Genomic DNA, 15,624 nt, shown 5'->3' on the forward strand with positions numbered 1-15,624 from the left:
CCCAATGCCCAGTCCCGACTTCCGCCGTCCTGTTGGTCTCTTCGCCGGCACTGGTCCGGCTTGCTTGGAACCATCCTAGCGAGGAACCGTTACCCGACCATGTTTTGCCGGCCGCGTCAGCCGGCGCAAATCGAGACAAGGGCCGATCATGACCAAGATCATTCCCGAAAACAAAGCGCGTCAGGGACGGTGGGGCTGGCATGTCTTGTATATCCTGATCGCCGCGCTGCTCCTGAGCTTCGCGGCCTGGGGTGCCGCTGAAATCTATGGCCGGGCGGCCAAGACACCGGCGACCGAGCAAGGAAGCGCGCCGGGCGGCTAGTTTTTTGGCTTTCGTCGTTCGAGACCGCATCAGGCAGCCTTTGCCTCGGCGATGCTGGACGGCACCAGGACGTTGAGCGCTCCGGGATGGATTTCGATCGTCGTCTCACGATCGAGCCTGACCAGTTCGCCATCCATCACGGCCCGGAACTTTCTGCCGCCGGAATGGATTTTCAGCACCGTACGGTCGGCTTGGTGAATTTCGACATGCTCGTTGTCGCGCCACTTGCCGCGCGCAATGTCGAACAAGAACTTGAGCAGTTCGGCGCGTTGCTGCGCCACCGTCACATAGATGCCGAGCACGCCGCCGGCAGGGTTGTCGGCATAAGGCAGATGGCCTTCGCCGAACAGATTGTTGGTGACGCCGATGCCTGATATGCGCGCCGTCACCTCGGCGTCGCCGATGCCGAGCGTGACGTTCATCGCCGGCGGGTTCTTGATCGTTGCCCAGGCCGCCTTGGCCGAAGCCCTGATCTTGCCCAGGCGCGAACCGAATTCCATCCCCTGGCGCAACTGCACCATCTTGGCGTGCATGCCGATCGAAAACTGGTGGACGAAGGGCTGGCCATTGGCCGTGGCCATGTCGACCGCGATGATTTCGCCGTCGGCGAAGGATTTTAGCGCGGCATCGAGCGACTGCGGAATGCCGAGGCCGCGCGCAAAAAGGTTCATCGTGCCGGCCGGCAGTATGGCGAGCGCCTTTTTCTTGCCCATCAGCCTCGCAGCCGCGGCCGAGATGGTGCCGTCACCGCCGCCGGCGAGCACGACATCGACGGCGCGGCGCGACACGGCGTTGTCGAGGGTTTCCACGACATCCCTGCCGGCAACGATATCGATGCTGAGAGCGTGGCCCGCCGATTCCAGCGTCTGACGCATCCGGTCGGAGAAAGCCGAGATATCGGTGGTGCGCAAGGTGCCGCCGTCTCGGTTCAGCACCGCTGCAAATTTCATGCCCCGCTCCGCCGATCAATCACAACCTAACCAGGACGCGCCCAGCCGGAGGCTGAACGCGGCGGACTTGGAAAGGTTCCGGTTGCGCCGCAATCCAGGCCGGATTCGAAGCTGGGTAGCGCGCATTCGCTTCGTGGGAACAACAGCATGGTCACGACGTTGTGAACCTGTAGAGATGCCGCGTCCGATCTCCCCAGCGACGGTTCAACCGGGCGCGGCGTGCACGAAATCAGCACGAGGAGAGACTATCATGATCCGCACCCTTTTAGCCACGACCGCCCTTGCGACAATGGTCGCGACCGGTGCCTTCGCCCAAAGCACTGCAACCCCGGCCCCCGCGAAGCAGCCTGCGGCGCAGGAGCCGGCCGCGCCGGTGGTGCACGCTGAGGGCAGCATCGTCACCAATATCATCGGCGAAACCGTCTACAACGGCACTGGCGACAATGCCGAGAATATCGGCAAGGTCACTGATGTCGTCTTCGACAAGGACGGCATGGTGAAATCCGTCGTCATCGGTGTCGGCGGCTTCCTTGGCGTCGGAACCAAGAACGTCGCCTTTGACTATGACAAGCTGCAATGGGCCGAGAAGAACGGTGACCGCTGGCTGGTCGCGCAGACGACCAAGGACGAGCTGACGGCGCATCCGGAATTCGACAGCAAGGCTTATGCGCTGGCCCCGGCCGCATCGACGACTGCCCAGGCGCCGGCCACGTCGACAGACACCGCACAGAAGCCCGCGGAGGCGAATGCGGAACCGGTGAAACAGGCTGATGGCAATCTGGCCACAAACATCATCGGCGAAAATGTCTACAACGGCACAGGCGACGACGCCCAGAAGATCGGCGACGTGAACGACATCGTGCTGACCAAGGAAGGCAAGGCAAAGTCGCTGATTATTGGCGTGGGCGGCTTCCTCGGCATGGGGGAAAAGAACGTCGCCTATGATTTCGCCAAGGCGCAGTGGGCACAGAAGAATGGCGACCGCTGGCTGGTTGCGCAGACCACCAAGGAAGAACTGCAGGCGCAGCCGGACTTCAACCGCAAGGCCTATGATCCGGCACCGGCTACGACGGCATCGAACGAGCCGGCGGCAACCGCGCCAGCCACCGCGACAGCTCCTGCTGCCGCTCCGGCGGACAAGACGGCGGCGGCTCCGGCTGACGCCACCGCTCCCGACCAGACAAAGACCGCGGCCATCGACAAGTCGAAGCTGACGGAGATGCCGATTGGCGAGATCAGGGCTGACGATCTGAAGGGCACGACAGTCTATGGCGCCAACGACGCCAAGGTCGGCGAGATCGGCGATGTCGTGCTGGCGCCCGACAAGAAAACCGATGCTGTGATCGTCGACGTCGGCGGCTTCCTCGGCATCGGTTCGAAGGAGGTCGCGGTTGGCATGGATAATTTGAAGTTCATGACCGACAAGGACGGCAAGAAGTACCTCTATACGACCTTCACCAAGGAGCAGCTCGAGAAGCAAGCGGCTTACGACAAGGGCTCCTACGCGCAGAAGCGCGACGAGCAGCGTCTGATCGTTCGATAGGCAAGGAAACGGGCGGTAGGGGAGATCCCTTACCGCCCTGCCTGCGACCTTGCGTATCCAGCCACCCCGTTTTCCGTCAGTTCCGAGAGTGCAAGCGACTGGTCGAGATGTTCGGCCCGCCAGGCAAGCAGCCTTTCGGCGAATTCCAGGCGGGTGGAGCGATGTGCCGGACTGCTGGCGAGGTTCTTCAATTCGCCAGGGTCGTTCTCCATGTCGAAGAGCAAAGGCGGCAAGCCCCCGCCAAAATGCACGTATTTGAATTTCTGCGTGCGGATGACAGCGAGGTTGCACTGGCGCGAGGTAAGGCCGAAGTGCCGTTCGGCTTCACCGTCCGCGACCGAGCGAAAGTCGAACTCCCAGTGCGCGGCGTCGCGCCAAACGGCGGGCGTTCCACCGCTCAGGAAGGGTTTCAGCGAGCACCCGTCAAGATGCGGTTCGGGAGCCACGCCGAGCAGGTCGATGAGCGTAGGCAAAATGTCCACAGCTTCGGTGAAGCGATCGACAGTGCTGCCAGCGGCCTTGCGATGGCGGGGATCGCGGATGATCAGCGGGATGTGATAGCTGCCGTCGAAATAACCGCCTTTGCCCAGCATGAAATGGTCGCCCATCATTTCGGCGTGGTCGGAGGTGAGCACGATGATGGTGTTGTCCCAGGCGCCTTCGGTCTTCAGCGCTTGCCAGAGGCGGCCGAGCTGTGCGTCGACTTCGGAGATCATGCCGTAATAGATGGCTCGGATGCGGCGGAAATCATCCTCGCTCCAGTCGTGTACCTTGCCCGTGGCACCGGGGCGGAACCTTGCGCGGTTTTGCCGGCCAAGATCATAGGCGATGTAGGGGTGGCCCTGAGATTCGGCTCGCCAACTTTCCGCACGGTGAAAAGCCGGGCCGTCCGCCGGATCGTATCGGGTGTTGTACGGTTCCGGCACAATGAAGGGCGGATGCGGGCTGATAAAGGAAAGATGGGCAAACCATGGCGCGGCCTCCTCTTGCTCGCCCAGCCAGCGCATGAATTCGCCGGCAAGGAAAGCCGTTGGCGTCTGGTCCTTGGAGTAGACGGGTGGCGCTTCAGTCACCGCACCATCCGCCTCGCCCACGGGACGATGGATGTCGGGACTTCCAGCGCTGGCATCGATGCCCTGCTGCTTCAGCCATGACAGCCACTGTTTCTGATGTTCGGGGAGCAATTGGCGCACCGTGAAGCCGGGCAGCACGCCTTCATAGCTGTGCAATCGTGGATCACCCGGTGCCAGCTGGCGCGGGTCGAGCGACACGTCGGTATAGCCGAACAAGGTCGGATCGTAACCGACGCTGCGCGCGGCAAGCGCGATGTTGCCGTGGCGGGCATCGAGCGGCGTGCCGTTGCGGCAGACACGGTTGTTCATCTGATAGAGGCCTGTGTAGAGGCAGGCGCGCGCGGGCGAGCACGGAGCCGCGCCGCCGTAGTGGCGCTTGAACAGCACACCTTCGGCGGCCAGCGCATCGGCATTCGGCGTCTTCACCTGGAGATGGCCGGCAGTCGACAGGCAGTCACCGCGCCACTGGTCGCAGGTAATGAGGAGGACATTTGGCCGCCTGCCTTTTCCAGTCACTTGCGCTACCCCTTCCCAGCACGTTCGAATGCGCACATGGAACCGATTCCATCAGCCGCGCAAGGCCAGGGCCGTTGGCAGAATGGTGAACGAGTTTCTTGTCACTGTTCACTTTTACAGCACAGTCCATTCTGTGTTTGCGGCCTTTGCCCCAACAGATCGTGTCCTCATATTGGCGTGGACAGCGGCGAGGGCCGCACACACACCAAGGGAAGGAGCAGAGACCATGCTCGACCAGATCAAGGGCCTGCATCACGTCACCTCGATGGCCAGGGATGCACGGCAGAACAATGATTTCTTCACCCACAAGCTCGGCTTGCGCCGGGTCAAGAAGACGGTCAATTTCGACGCGCCTGATGTCTACCATCTCTACTATGCCGACGAGGTCGGAACGCCGGGTTCGGTGATGACCTATTTTCCGTTTCCCAACATCGGCAAAGGCCGCCATGGCGTCGGCGAAGTCGGCACCACGGTCTACTCCGTGCCGGACGGCACGCTCGCCTATTGGGAAAAACGCTTCACCGACGAAGGTGTAGCCAATGTCGCCCGTGAGGAAAGTTTTGGCCAGAAGCGGCTCAGATTTGACGGTCCGGACAGCGACGGCTTTGCCCTCGTCGAGGACAAGGCCGACACCAGGGCGCCCTGGGTGAAGGGCGGTGTTGCCGCTGACGAGGCGATCCGCGGCTTTCATTCGGTTTCGCTGAGGCTGAAGGATGGAGGCGCCACCGAGGAGCTTTTGAAGTTCATGGGCTACGAGGAAGTCGACAAGTCAGGCAATGTCAGGCGGCTCGCCGTCAAGAACGGCAACGGCGCCGATGTCGTCGACATCGAATCGCTGCCGACGGCCCCCTTCGCCGATCTCGGCGCCGGCTCCGTCCATCATGTCGCCTTCGCCGTAGAGAACCGCGCCAAGCAGCTTGAAGTGCGCAAAGCGCTGATGGATACAGGCTATGGCGTGACGCCGGTGATCGACCGCGACTATTTCTGGGCGATCTATTTCCGCACGCCCGGTGGCGTGCTGTTCGAAGTCGCCACCAACGAGCCGGGCTTTGACCGTGATGAGGACACCGCCCATCTCGGCGAGGCGCTGAAGCTGCCCACCCAGCATCAGCACCTGCGGCCCTATCTCGAACAGCATCTGCAGAAGCTGGAGGGCTGAGCGATGAGCAAGGACGCTTTCATCCACAAGATGCTGCCCGGTTCGCCGGGTGGTCCGCTGCTCTTCGTCTTCCATGGCACGGGCGGCGACGAGAGCCAGCTTGTCTCGCTGGGGCGCGATCTCGCGCCCCAGGCCACCATCATCTCGCCGCGCGGCGATGTTTCAGAACAAGGTGCCGCGCGTTTCTTCCGCCGCACCGGCGAAGGCGTCTACGACATGGACGACCTTGCGCGGGCGACGGGCAAGATGGTGGGCTTCGTCAAGGCCCATGTCGAGGCGACGACGCCATCGGCCGTGCTCGGCCTCGGCTATTCCAACGGCGCCAACATCCTGGCCTCGCTGGTGTTCGAAGCCCCTGATCTTTTCGACGCCGCGGTGCTGATGCATCCGCTGATCCCGTTCGAGCCGGAGGTGAAAGGCAGCCTTGCCGGCCGTCAGATCCTGGTGACCGCCGGCAGGCGCGATCCGATCTGCCCGCCGAACCTGACGGCGCGGCTCGAAGCCTATTTGCGTGCCGATGGCGCCGATGTCACAGTGGAGTGGCACGAAGGCGGGCACGAGGTGCGGCCAAACGAAATCGAGGCGGCGCGGCGGCTTTTTGCCGGTGCCCAAGGAGTGTAAAGAGATGCCCGATCAGCTGCCAGAGATCGAACTTGAAGATCGCGGTTCCAAGGGTCGCTACGTCCTGCGCGGCGCCGGCGGCGCCGAAGCCGAAATGACCTTCACCAAGATCGGCGAGCACCAGCTCATCATCGATCACACCGAAGTGCCGGACGCCTTTCGCGGCCAGGGCGCCGGGCTTCGGCTCGTCACCCGCGCCGTCGAGGATGCGCGGGCGGCGGGCAAGAAGATCATCCCGCTCTGCCCGTTCGCCAACGCCCAGTTCCGCCGCCATCCGGAATGGGCCGACGTGCTGAAGCAATAGGTCGGACAGGCTTTGTCATTTGCGCGGGTAGCACATCTTGCCTAAGTGGGTATGATATATCGCTCCCGCGCCGATGAACGAACCGAATGACCCCCCTATGACCGAATCCGACCTCGTCCCCGTCTTCGACGGCCATAACGACACGCTGCTGAGGCTCTATCAGTCCAAGGACAGGGACGTCGAAAAGCTGTTCGTCGAAGGGAAATCGGGCGGCCATATCGACCTGCCGCGCGCCAAGGCCGGCGGATTCGCCGGTGGCATGTTCGCCATCTTCCCGCCGCCGGTCGAGAAAGCGCGGCGCAGCGCCGTGCCTTCGGCGCCGAGCGACAGCGAGCCGTTGCCGCCCGAGGTTCCGCGCGCCGATGCGCTCAACTCGACGATCGCGATGGCGTCGATCCTGTTCCGGCTGGAGCGTGCCGGCGCATTGGCGATCTGCCGCAGTGCCGGCGATGTGCGCAATGCCATGGCGCAAGGTACGATTGCCGCAGTGTTCCACATCGAGGGCGTCGAGGCGATCGATCCTGAACTCACCATGCTCGACGTGCTGCATGCCGCGGGCCTGCGTTCGCTCGGCATCGTCTGGAGCCGGCCGAACGCGTTCGGCCACGGCGTGCCGTTCCGCTTTCCGTCCTCGCCCGACACCGGACCCGGCCTGACCGATGCCGGCAAGGCGCTGGTCAAGGCGTGCAACGAACTGAAGATCATGATCGACCTCTCGCATCTCAACGAGAAGGGCTTTCGCGATGTCGCTGAAATCAGCAATGCGCCGCTGGTCGCCACCCATTCCAACGTGCACGCGATCTGCGGCCATTCGCGCAATCTGACCGAATGGCAACTCGGCGCGATCCGCGAATCCGGCGGCATGGTCGGCCTCAACTTCGCCACCGGCTTCCTGCGCGAGGACGGCCGCATGAATGCCGACACCAGCCTCGACATCATGGTGCGCCATATCGATTCCCTGCTGCAGGCTCTGGGCGAGGACGGCGTCGGTCTCGGCTCGGATTTCGACGGCGCCATGATCCCGGCCGTCATCGGCGACGTCGCCGGTCTGCCTAAACTCGTCGATGCGCTGGCGGCGCGCGGTTTCGGCCGCGCGCTGATCGAAAAGATCGCCTACCGCAACTGGCTAAGCATGCTCGAGCGCACGATCGGCTGAGCCGGCGCTACTTGTCGTAGCCCATGCGCTTCAGCCAATCCTTGCCGACGCCACGGTCGCGAATGATCGGCAACGGGTTTTCCGAATCGAGCCTGGCGCAGATGCGGTAGACCTCCAGGGTCTCCGCACTCATCTCGTCGCGCTTGTAGAAGAACATGGCGGCGGCGTAGCGCGTGCGGCCCGACCATTTCTCACCGAGCGGCGTGTTGACCAGTTCCCACTGTTCGGCGACTTCGCCTTCCGCTTCCTCGGCCATGCTCAGAAATCCGCCGGCGGGTTGGCGGTGCGGCGGTCGAGCCTGATGAAGGGGCGCGCCACGATCTTGGCTCGTTTCATCAACTTCTGGTACTGCAGCTCGCGCATGGCATAGATCTCGACCCACAGGTCTTCCACGACAGTATCACCATAGGGCCGCGCCAGCGAGGCGATGGCGATGTTGCGCTTGGCCATCGGCGACCACATGGCGGCGCTGACCAGCCCGACCTCCTGGCTCTTCTTGTAGTAGACGATCGCGTGTTCGGCCGGGATGTTGCCGTCGATCTCCAGCCCGACCAGGACATGGCGCAGCCTGCGTTTTGTCCTCGCTTCGAGGATGGCGCGGCGGCCATTGAAATGGGCCTTTTCCAGATCGATCATGAAGCCAAGCCCGATCTCGTCGGGCATGCGCAGGCGGTCGGCGCGGATGGCGTGTTCGGCGGTGGTGAAATCGGCATTGGCGATAATCAGCCCTGCTTCGAGCCGCGCGCGGTTGAGCGCGGTATAGCCGATGGCCCTGATGCCGCGCAGTTCGCTTGCCGTCATCAGCCGGTCCCACAGGCTGAGCGCCTTGTCGGCCGGGGCGAACAATTCGTAGCCGAGATCGCCGGTGAAGCCGGTGCGTGAAATGATGACCGCGCCGCCGTCATGCGGGAACTCGGCAAGGTCGAATATTTTCAGCTTCTCGACACCGGCGAAACCCGCATCGCGCAGCACGGCGAAAGATGTGGGGCCCTGCAAGGCGAGCCCGGCGACGGCCTCGGTTTCTTCCTCGACGGTGACGTCGAAACCAAGAGCACTGTCCAGCAGCCAGGGCAGATGCCGCTCCTGCGAACACAGCCGGAAGCGGGTTGGCGAAAGTCGGAACAGCGTGCCGTCGTCCAGGACAAAACCTTCATCGTCACACCACGCGGTGTAATGAACGCGGCCGGGCTTGAGCTTGGTGACATCGCGCAAGGTGACGCGGTCGAGGAAGGCTTCGGCATCCGGGCCTTCGATGCGGTATTTGGTCATCGGCGAGATGTCGAAGACTGCCGCCTGGCTGCGGATGGCGAAATATTCGAGCTCCTCGTCCCAGAGCGAATGCGGCGCGCGGTAACCGGCCCAATTGTACCAGTCCTGGGTCTTGGCCAGTGCGTCGATGCGCGGCTGGAACGGCGTGGCGAGACGCAGCGTGCGGAAGTGGGTTTGCGCGAGGGTGCGGGCAGAAACAGCCGCATTGGCTGTCGTTGCAACGGGCTTCTTCCTGGTTGCCTGAGCCATAACCTACCCTTTCATCGCGATGATGCGCCGCGCGGCATTCAACCCGGGCGCACCGGAAACACCACCACCGGGATGCGAACCAGCACCCGCCAGGAACAGCTCGTCGAGCGGCGTGTCATAGCCCGACCAGCCGGAGACAGGACGCGAGATCAGCATCTGATCTGCCTGCAGTTCACCATGATGCCAGTGACCACCGGGCATACGGTAGCGCTTCTCGATGTCGGCAGGCGTCAGAAGCTCGGCATGGCGCACCGTCTTGCCGATGCCAGGCGCGTAGGCTTCCAACCGAGCCAGGATTGCCTCGAGGAATTTCGGCTTGCCGGCGTTCCAACCCTCTTTCAACTGATAGGGCGCGTATTGCACCACGGCTGACAGCACGCAGGCGCCGTCTGGCGCCAGCGACGGGTCCGCAAGGCTGGGCAAGGTTATCTCCATCGCCGGCTCGGGCGAGAACTCGCCGTACTTCGACGGATTGAAGGCACGCTCGACATGGTCGGGGGAGGGGGCGATGACGAGCCGCCCCTTGTGGTCGGCGGCATCGGCGCCAGTGAATTGGGGTGGCCGGTCGAGCGCCAGATGGAGCTTGGCGGCATCACCCTTCATGCGGATATTTTTCACCTTGCGCATGAAGCCGGTATCGATCCCGCGTGGTCCGACAAGATCGAGGAAGGTGGTCGCCGGGTTGATGGCGGAGACGATCGTCCTGGCGCGAAGCTCCTCGCCATTGTCGAGGACGACGCCGACGGCGCGGTCTTTCTCGACAATGATCCTTGCGACGGGCACCGATGTGCGGATCGTGACGCCGGCCTTTTCGGCGGCAGTGCGGATGGCCACGACCACCGCGCCCATGCCACCCCGTGGCAGCAGTTGCGCTCCGGCCGCACCGCCGATCTCTCCGGCCAGACGATAATAGAGCCCGAGCAGCGAGGTCGGCGAGCGCGGGCCAAGATGACTGCCGAGGGTGGCATCGAAGGCGAGCAGCCCCTTCAGCCTGTCGTCGGCGAGCTGCTCGTCAAGCAGGTCGGCAACGTTCATCAGAAGCACGCGCAGGAAGTCGCGCATGTCTTCCTTGCCGAGTTTCTTCAACGCTAGCGCGGTCTGGCCGAGCGAAGCTGTCTCCAGCAGCGACATGCCACCGAGATCAGGCGGCCGGCGCGACAGGAACGGCTTCAATATGCCGGCATAGCGCAACAGCTGCGCGCGCAAATCCTTCCAGGCGGACTGTTCCGACGAACTGGCGCCGGTCAGCACCTCGCCATAGGCGCCATGCAGGACAAGTGGCGGTGCATCTTTCGACAATGCGACTGACGGGATGAAGTCGGCGCGGGCGATTTGCAGCCCGTGCTTTTCCAGCTCCAGCGTCTTCATCACATCGGGGTGCAGCCGGTTCAGCACATGCGCGATCGACGAGACGCGAAAACCGGGCGCGAATTCCTCGGTGCGCGCCGCGCCGCCAGGTTCGGCTGCGGCTTCCAGCACCAGCACCTTGCGGCCGGCCTTCGCCAGCGTGGCGGCAGCGACAAGCCCGTTGTGGCCGCCGCCGATAACGATGCCATCAAATAACGTCATGGGCCGGGCTCATATGCGAGGTGGATTTTGCGAGATCGCGCAGGATTTCGGCCGCAGCATTGCGGCCGGGCGCGCCCATGACGCCGCCACCGGGATGGGTCGAGGAGCCGCACATATAGAGCCCACCGAGCGGCGACCGATACTGCGCATAGCCCGGCACCGGGCGGTTGAACAGAAGCTGGTCGAAGGTGAGTTCGCCCTGAAAAATGTTGCCTTCGGTGAGACCGACCTCGGCCTCGATTTCGCGCGGCGTGCGCACTTCCATGTGGACGATGCGGTCGCGAAACCCCGGCGAGTATTCAGCGATCTGCGCGATCACGCTTTCAGCAAAACCGTCGCGGTCGGCATCGGTCCACTCGCGGCCGTTCACCTTGGGCGGCGCGTACTGCACGAAGCAGCTCATGAAGTGTTTTCCCGGCGGGGCCATGGTCGGGTCGAGCGTCGTCGGGATCACCATGTCGAGGAAGGGATCGGCGGACCAACGGCCGGCCTTCCAGTCGTCATAGGCGCGCTCCATGCGCTCAATCGAATCGGTGAAATGCATGTCGCCGCGATAGACTGGCGAGTCCTTCGGCAGCGCCGGGAATTCCGGCAGCGAATCGAGCGCGATGTTGACCTTGCCTGAGGAGCCGCGGATTTTGAAGTTCTTGACCCGGCGCAGGAAGATGTCGGGCAGTTCCTTCTCCTCGACCAGCTTCAGGAAGGTGCGCTTCACGTCGGCATTGGAGACGACCAGCTTGCCGTAAATCTCCTCGCCGCCGGCAAGAACGACGCCCTTGGCCCTGCCTCTGTTCACCAGCACATGGTCGACCTCGGCGCTGGTGCGGATCGTGCCGCCGGAGGCCTTGAAGGAGGCTGCCAGCGCCTTGGTGACTGCGCCCATGCCGCCGCGCGCATAGCCCCAGGCGCCGACCGATCCGTCGACCTCGCCCATATAGTGGTGCAGCAGCACGTAAGCGGTGCCGGGCGACATCGGTCCGAGTGCCGTGCCGATGATGCCGGATAGCGCGAAGTTCGCCTTGATGACGTCGGTCTCGAAATATTCGTCGAGGAATTCCGAGATAGACATCGTCCAGAAGCGCAGCGTCAGCGCCATTTCCTCGGCGGAGAGACCGGCGAATTTCTTGCCGAGATAAAGCAGTTCGCCGAGGTCGCGCGGCCGCAAACTGGTCGGGTCCGGCGCGGTGCGCATCAGCAACGGCTGGATGAAGCGGCACTGGCGCGTCACGTCGCGAGAGTAGCGGTCATAGGCCTCGGCATCCCTTTTGGAGAAGCGGGCGAATTCGCGCCGGTGCGCGTCGTGGTCGCGGTAATTGGCGAGGTAGTCGCCGTCGCGCGTGAACACCGCACCGCCCTCATAGGAAATGACCTGCAGGCCAAAGCGCGGCAGGTCGAGGTCGCGCATGATTTCGGGGCGGAACAGCGAGCAGACATAGGAGCAGTTGGAGTAGAGGAAGCCCGGCGTCAGCTCCCGGCTGGTGGCAGCACCGCCTACCCAGTCGTTCTTCTCGACCACAAGCACGTCGAGGCCGGCGCGCTGGAGGTAGCAGGCGTTGACCAGACCGTTATGTCCGCCGCCGATGATGATCGCATCCCAAGCTTTCATTGTGGCCCAGTCCTCCCTGTTTTGCGTCATTCCCAAGGGGAAGCGCTATGCGCTTCTCCCGGGGAAAACCGCTCACACTTTTCCTCGAATTAATTAGGCGACCCGCTCTTCATTTTTGCGTGATCTGTTCCCGAATGCGCGGAATTTGGCATGACATCAGCCATTCTGTCCAGCCATTCTGAATGAATGTTCAACAAATGATATTGCGTTTTCCCGCATCTGCGCTACGCTTCGCCGGCGTTCGAACCGAGCATTCCGTCGATTGGGGGACCGAGGGCTGATGATCGAAACGGCAGACGCCGAACCGGAATATGACGACACCGCCATCCGCTTCCTCGAGGCGCTGTGGGGCGATGGCTACCTGTCGCCAGGCGGGCCGGACGAGGTCGACCGGGTGGTCGAGGGGCTTTCGCTCAAGGGCAGGACGATCCTCGATATCGGCTGTGGCTGCGGTGGCATCACGTTGCATCTGGTCGAGAGTCACGGCGCGGCGCACGCCACCGGCTTCGATGTCGAACGGCCGGTGATCGCGGCGGCCAGGCAGCGCGCCGCCGCGCGTGGCCTTGGTGAGCGCGCCAGCTTCGTTCAGGCGCCTCCGGGATTGCTGCCTTTCGCCGACAGCTCCTTCGATGTCGTCTTTTCCAAGGATGCGCTGTTGCATGTGCCCGACAAGGACGGGCTCTTCGCCGAGATTTTCCGCGTGCTCAAGCCGGGCGGGGTCTTTGCCGCCTCCAACTGGATGATCTCGCATGACGGCGAACCATCACCCGACATGAAGGCGTATGTCGCGGCCGAGGGGCTGTCCTTCGCCATGGCCTCGCCGGCGCGCTATGCCAAGGCGATGCGTGGCGCCGGTTTTGCCGATGTCACCGTCAGGGACCGCAATCCCTGGTACCGCGAGGTGGCGCGAGGGGAGCTCGAAAGGCTGAAGGGACCACTCTATCCGGCCGTTGCCGCAGTGGTGGGCGCGGCCTATGTCGACAAGAACATACGAACCTGGGAAGCCATGCAGAAGGTGCTTGACAGTGGAGAGCACCGTCCCACTCATCTTCGCGGGTCGAAGCCGGATGCAATTGGATAGCCGGCGATGCTGGAGACCATCACACGCATGAAAACGGCAGACGCCAGGGACGCGCTCCTTGAACCGGCGCGGAAAGCCGAATCCGAGAAGCGCGGGCGCAAGGCCTCGAAGGAGGTCAGGCAGCTTCAGCTCATCGAGGCGACGATCGATTCGCTCGCCAAGCGCGGCTATTCGGAGACGACAATGGCCGACGTCGCCGATGGCGCCGGCCTGTCGCGCGGCATCGTCAATTTCCATTTCGAGAGCAAGGAAAAGCTGCTCGTCGCGACGCTGCAGTATATGTATGACGAGTATTCGGCGCATTGGCGCAATGCGCTGCAGAAAGCAGGCGACGATCCTGCCGACCAACTGCAGGCCCTGGTCGCTGCCGACTTCGACCGCTCGATCTGCAACAAGCGCAAGCTCGCCGCATGGTGCGCCTTTTGGGGCGAGGCCAAGTCACGGCCGACCTACCAGGCGCTGAGCAGCGCCCGCGACGTCGTCTATCAGGACATCTTCATCGAGCTCTGTGCGACGCTCAAGCAGAGCGGCGGCTACGCCTATGAGCCGCAGGTCATGGCATTGGCGCTTAGCGCCATGCTGGAAGGGCTTTGGCTGCGGCTGATGATGGGGACCGAGAACACGACCCGCGAGACCTCCTTGCAGGCGGCGAACGAATTCCTGTCGGCGGCTTTCCCGAAACACTACCCGCGGAACGCCGCCGCCCCGACCAAATCATCAGAAAAGACGAAATCATAAGAAAACCACAGAGGATGGAACAGCAATGAAGTCACTGACAAGACGCCTGACACTGACGCTCGCACTGGCCGGAACCCTGGCGGCCTCCGCCGCCGCCTTGGCGATCGCCGCCGACAAGGATCTGATCGTGTTCGACTGGTCCGGCTACGAGGATCCGGGCTTCCACCCGAAATATGTCGAGAAGAACGGCGATTCGCCGACCTTCGCCTTCTTCGGCGATGAGGACGAGGCGTTCGAGAAGGTCCGTTCCGGCTTCAAGGCCGACCTTGGCCATCCCTGCTCGCAGAGCGTGGTGAAATGGCGCGAGGCTGGCCTGCTGCAGCCGCTCGACACCTCGAAGATCACAGGCTGGAAGGACCTCAATCCCGGTATCATGGCGATGAAGAATCTCGCCACCACCGATGACGGAAAAGCCTGGTTCATGCCCTGGGACTGGGGCAACACGCAGCTCACCTACAATTCCTCCAAGATCGACGACAAGGACGTGCAGTCGCTGAAGGCGTTCGCCGATCCGAAGTTCAAGGGCCGGGTGTCGATCGGCGACAATGTCGACGACGCCTATGCGCTGGCGAGCCTCGCCATCGGCCTGAAGGACTGGACCAAGATGACGGACGACCAGTTCAAGCAGGCATCCGATTTCCTGCGCCAGGTGCACAAGAACGTGCGCTCCTACTGGACCGACACCACCGACATCGTGCAGTTGTTGAGCGGGGGCGAGGTCGACCTCGCCTGGGCCTGGAACGATGCGACCGTGCAGTCGGTCGCAGCCGGCATGCCGATCAAGTCGAAGAAGGACACGGCGGAGGGCATCTCGACCTGGGTCTGCGGCTATGTGCTGTTCAAGGATGCTCCCGGCAACATCGACAAGGCCTATGATTACCTCAACGCAGTCAACGATCCGGAGATCGCCAAGGTGCTGGTCAAGGATTGGGGCTACGGCCAGGCCAACGCCAAGGGCATGGCCGGCGTCGATCAGACCGTCCTGAAGGAAAAGGGTTATGACGACGTGCAGAAATTCGTCGACAGGACGCTGTTCCAGCAGCCGCTGCCGTCCGATCTCAAGCTCAAGATGATCGCCGAGTTCGAGAAGATCAAAGCGGGCTATTGAGGCCTGCTTTCGAGTGGCCGTTCCTGCCCGCTCGGATATGGAACTAGGGTGATCACTCGGGTTGCCATCATCCATTCGAGCGCTGGCGCCGCCCCTCACCTGCCTGCCGGTGTCCAGCCGATAGATGGGTAACAGATTGAACCGGATACATAGGTAACAGTTCTCCCCCCTATGCATCCGCCGCAGCGCCAAGCGGTTTGGTTGGCGCGGCGCTGCGGCGGACGAGCTTCATGCGTCTGGTGTCGATGATGCCAAGCGGATAATCATGGAAGGTAAGTGCCCATTGGCCGTCCTCGGCTTCGGTGGCCGCGACGGCTTCGCCGGCCAGTGATTGCGAGACATAGACGAAGCCGCCATTCC

Annotated in this window: 15 protein-coding genes and 1 pseudogene; 9 read left to right on the top strand and 7 right to left on the bottom strand. The window is 63.0% G+C overall.

Annotated elements, in window-relative coordinates; genetic code table 11:
* The first annotated feature begins 148 nt into the window (after positions 1-148).
* Positions 149-322, top strand: coding sequence for a hypothetical protein (locus tag EN824_RS35320; protein WP_189343577.1), 174 nt, complete (start codon positions 149-151; stop codon positions 320-322).
* A gap of 29 nt (positions 323-351) precedes the next feature.
* Here EN824_RS35320 and EN824_RS20970 read toward each other — a convergent pair whose 3' ends face one another.
* Positions 352-1,272 (bottom strand): diacylglycerol kinase family protein, encoded by a 921-nt coding sequence (locus tag EN824_RS20970; protein ID WP_135932644.1) that lies wholly within the window; start codon positions 1,270-1,272, stop codon positions 352-354.
* Positions 1,273-1,522: 250 nt separating this feature from the next.
* Here EN824_RS20970 and EN824_RS20975 point away from each other — a divergent pair, with 250 nt between their 5' ends.
* On the top strand, positions 1,523-2,815 hold the full coding sequence (locus EN824_RS20975) for a PRC-barrel domain-containing protein (RefSeq protein WP_127278577.1): 1,293 nt from the start codon (positions 1,523-1,525) through the stop codon (positions 2,813-2,815).
* Between the two features lie 29 nt (positions 2,816-2,844).
* On the opposite strand, the gene EN824_RS20980 is transcribed toward EN824_RS20975, so the two are convergent.
* Positions 2,845-4,404, bottom strand: coding sequence for an alkaline phosphatase family protein (locus EN824_RS20980; protein ID WP_127278576.1), 1,560 nt, complete (start codon positions 4,402-4,404; stop codon positions 2,845-2,847).
* A gap of 226 nt (positions 4,405-4,630) precedes the next feature.
* Between EN824_RS20980 and EN824_RS20985 the strand changes: the two genes are divergently transcribed.
* From EN824_RS20985 to EN824_RS21000, 4 genes are all read left to right on the top strand, one after another.
* Positions 4,631-5,563 carry a VOC family protein gene (locus EN824_RS20985; RefSeq protein ID WP_135932645.1) on the top strand — a complete coding sequence of 311 codons (933 nt, stop codon included), beginning with the start codon at positions 4,631-4,633 and terminating at the stop codon, positions 5,561-5,563.
* A gap of 3 nt (positions 5,564-5,566) precedes the next feature.
* Positions 5,567-6,184, top strand: coding sequence for an alpha/beta hydrolase (locus EN824_RS20990; protein WP_127278574.1), 618 nt, complete (start codon positions 5,567-5,569; stop codon positions 6,182-6,184).
* A gap of 4 nt (positions 6,185-6,188) precedes the next feature.
* Positions 6,189-6,488, top strand: a complete 300-nt coding sequence (locus EN824_RS20995) for a GNAT family N-acetyltransferase (RefSeq protein WP_015315410.1) — start codon at positions 6,189-6,191, stop codon at positions 6,486-6,488.
* 97 nt (positions 6,489-6,585) lie between these two features.
* A complete protein-coding gene (locus EN824_RS21000) occupies positions 6,586-7,644 on the top strand; it encodes a dipeptidase (protein ID WP_135932646.1) in 1,059 nt (352 codons plus the stop codon).
* A 7-nt stretch (positions 7,645-7,651) separates the two neighbouring features.
* Here the strand turns inward: EN824_RS21000 and EN824_RS21005 are convergent, their stop codons facing one another.
* Genes EN824_RS21005 through EN824_RS21020 form a run of 4 tightly spaced genes read right to left on the bottom strand, consistent with a single transcriptional unit; the run spans position 7,652 to position 12,337 of the window.
* Positions 7,652-7,900: a hypothetical protein gene (locus EN824_RS21005; protein ID WP_135932647.1), complete on the bottom strand. Its 249-nt coding sequence runs from the start codon at positions 7,898-7,900 to the stop codon at positions 7,652-7,654.
* A 2-nt stretch (positions 7,901-7,902) separates the two neighbouring features.
* The gene (locus EN824_RS21010; RefSeq protein ID WP_135932648.1) at positions 7,903-9,162 is read right to left on the bottom strand and encodes an aminomethyltransferase family protein; all 1,260 of its coding nucleotides are present in this window, start codon (positions 9,160-9,162) and stop codon (positions 7,903-7,905) included.
* A 3-nt stretch (positions 9,163-9,165) separates the two neighbouring features.
* Positions 9,166-10,731 (bottom strand): NAD(P)/FAD-dependent oxidoreductase, encoded by a 1,566-nt coding sequence (locus tag EN824_RS21015; RefSeq protein ID WP_135863072.1) that lies wholly within the window; start codon positions 10,729-10,731, stop codon positions 9,166-9,168.
* On the bottom strand, positions 10,718-12,337 hold the full coding sequence (locus tag EN824_RS21020) for an NAD(P)/FAD-dependent oxidoreductase (RefSeq protein WP_127275758.1): 1,620 nt from the start codon (positions 12,335-12,337) through the stop codon (positions 10,718-10,720). Before EN824_RS21020 ends, EN824_RS21015 begins: the two co-directional genes overlap by 14 nt.
* A 280-nt stretch (positions 12,338-12,617) precedes the next feature.
* On the opposite strand from EN824_RS21020, the gene EN824_RS21025 reads away from it, so the two are divergent.
* From EN824_RS21025 to EN824_RS21035, 3 genes are read left to right on the top strand one after another with little or no spacing between them, the layout of a single operon-like run.
* Positions 12,618-13,418, top strand: coding sequence for a methyltransferase domain-containing protein (locus EN824_RS21025; protein ID WP_135932649.1), 801 nt, complete (start codon positions 12,618-12,620; stop codon positions 13,416-13,418).
* Positions 13,419-13,445: 27 nt separating this feature from the next.
* Complete coding sequence (gene betI, locus EN824_RS21030) at positions 13,446-14,156, top strand: transcriptional regulator BetI (protein ID WP_245520745.1); 711 nt, start codon at positions 13,446-13,448, stop codon at positions 14,154-14,156.
* 25 nt (positions 14,157-14,181) lie between these two features.
* Positions 14,182-15,264 (top strand): ABC transporter substrate-binding protein, encoded by a 1,083-nt coding sequence (locus tag EN824_RS21035; protein ID WP_135932650.1) that lies wholly within the window; start codon positions 14,182-14,184, stop codon positions 15,262-15,264.
* Positions 15,265-15,433: 169 nt separating this feature from the next.
* Here EN824_RS21035 and EN824_RS21040 read toward each other — a convergent pair.
* Positions 15,434-15,624 (bottom strand): annotated as a pseudogene (locus tag EN824_RS21040) (integrase); the annotation flags it as partial.

The sequence above is a fragment of the Mesorhizobium sp. M8A.F.Ca.ET.181.01.1.1 genome (genome assembly GCF_004792025.1).
In the GTDB taxonomy this organism is placed as follows: Bacteria; Pseudomonadota; Alphaproteobacteria; order Rhizobiales; family Rhizobiaceae; genus Mesorhizobium.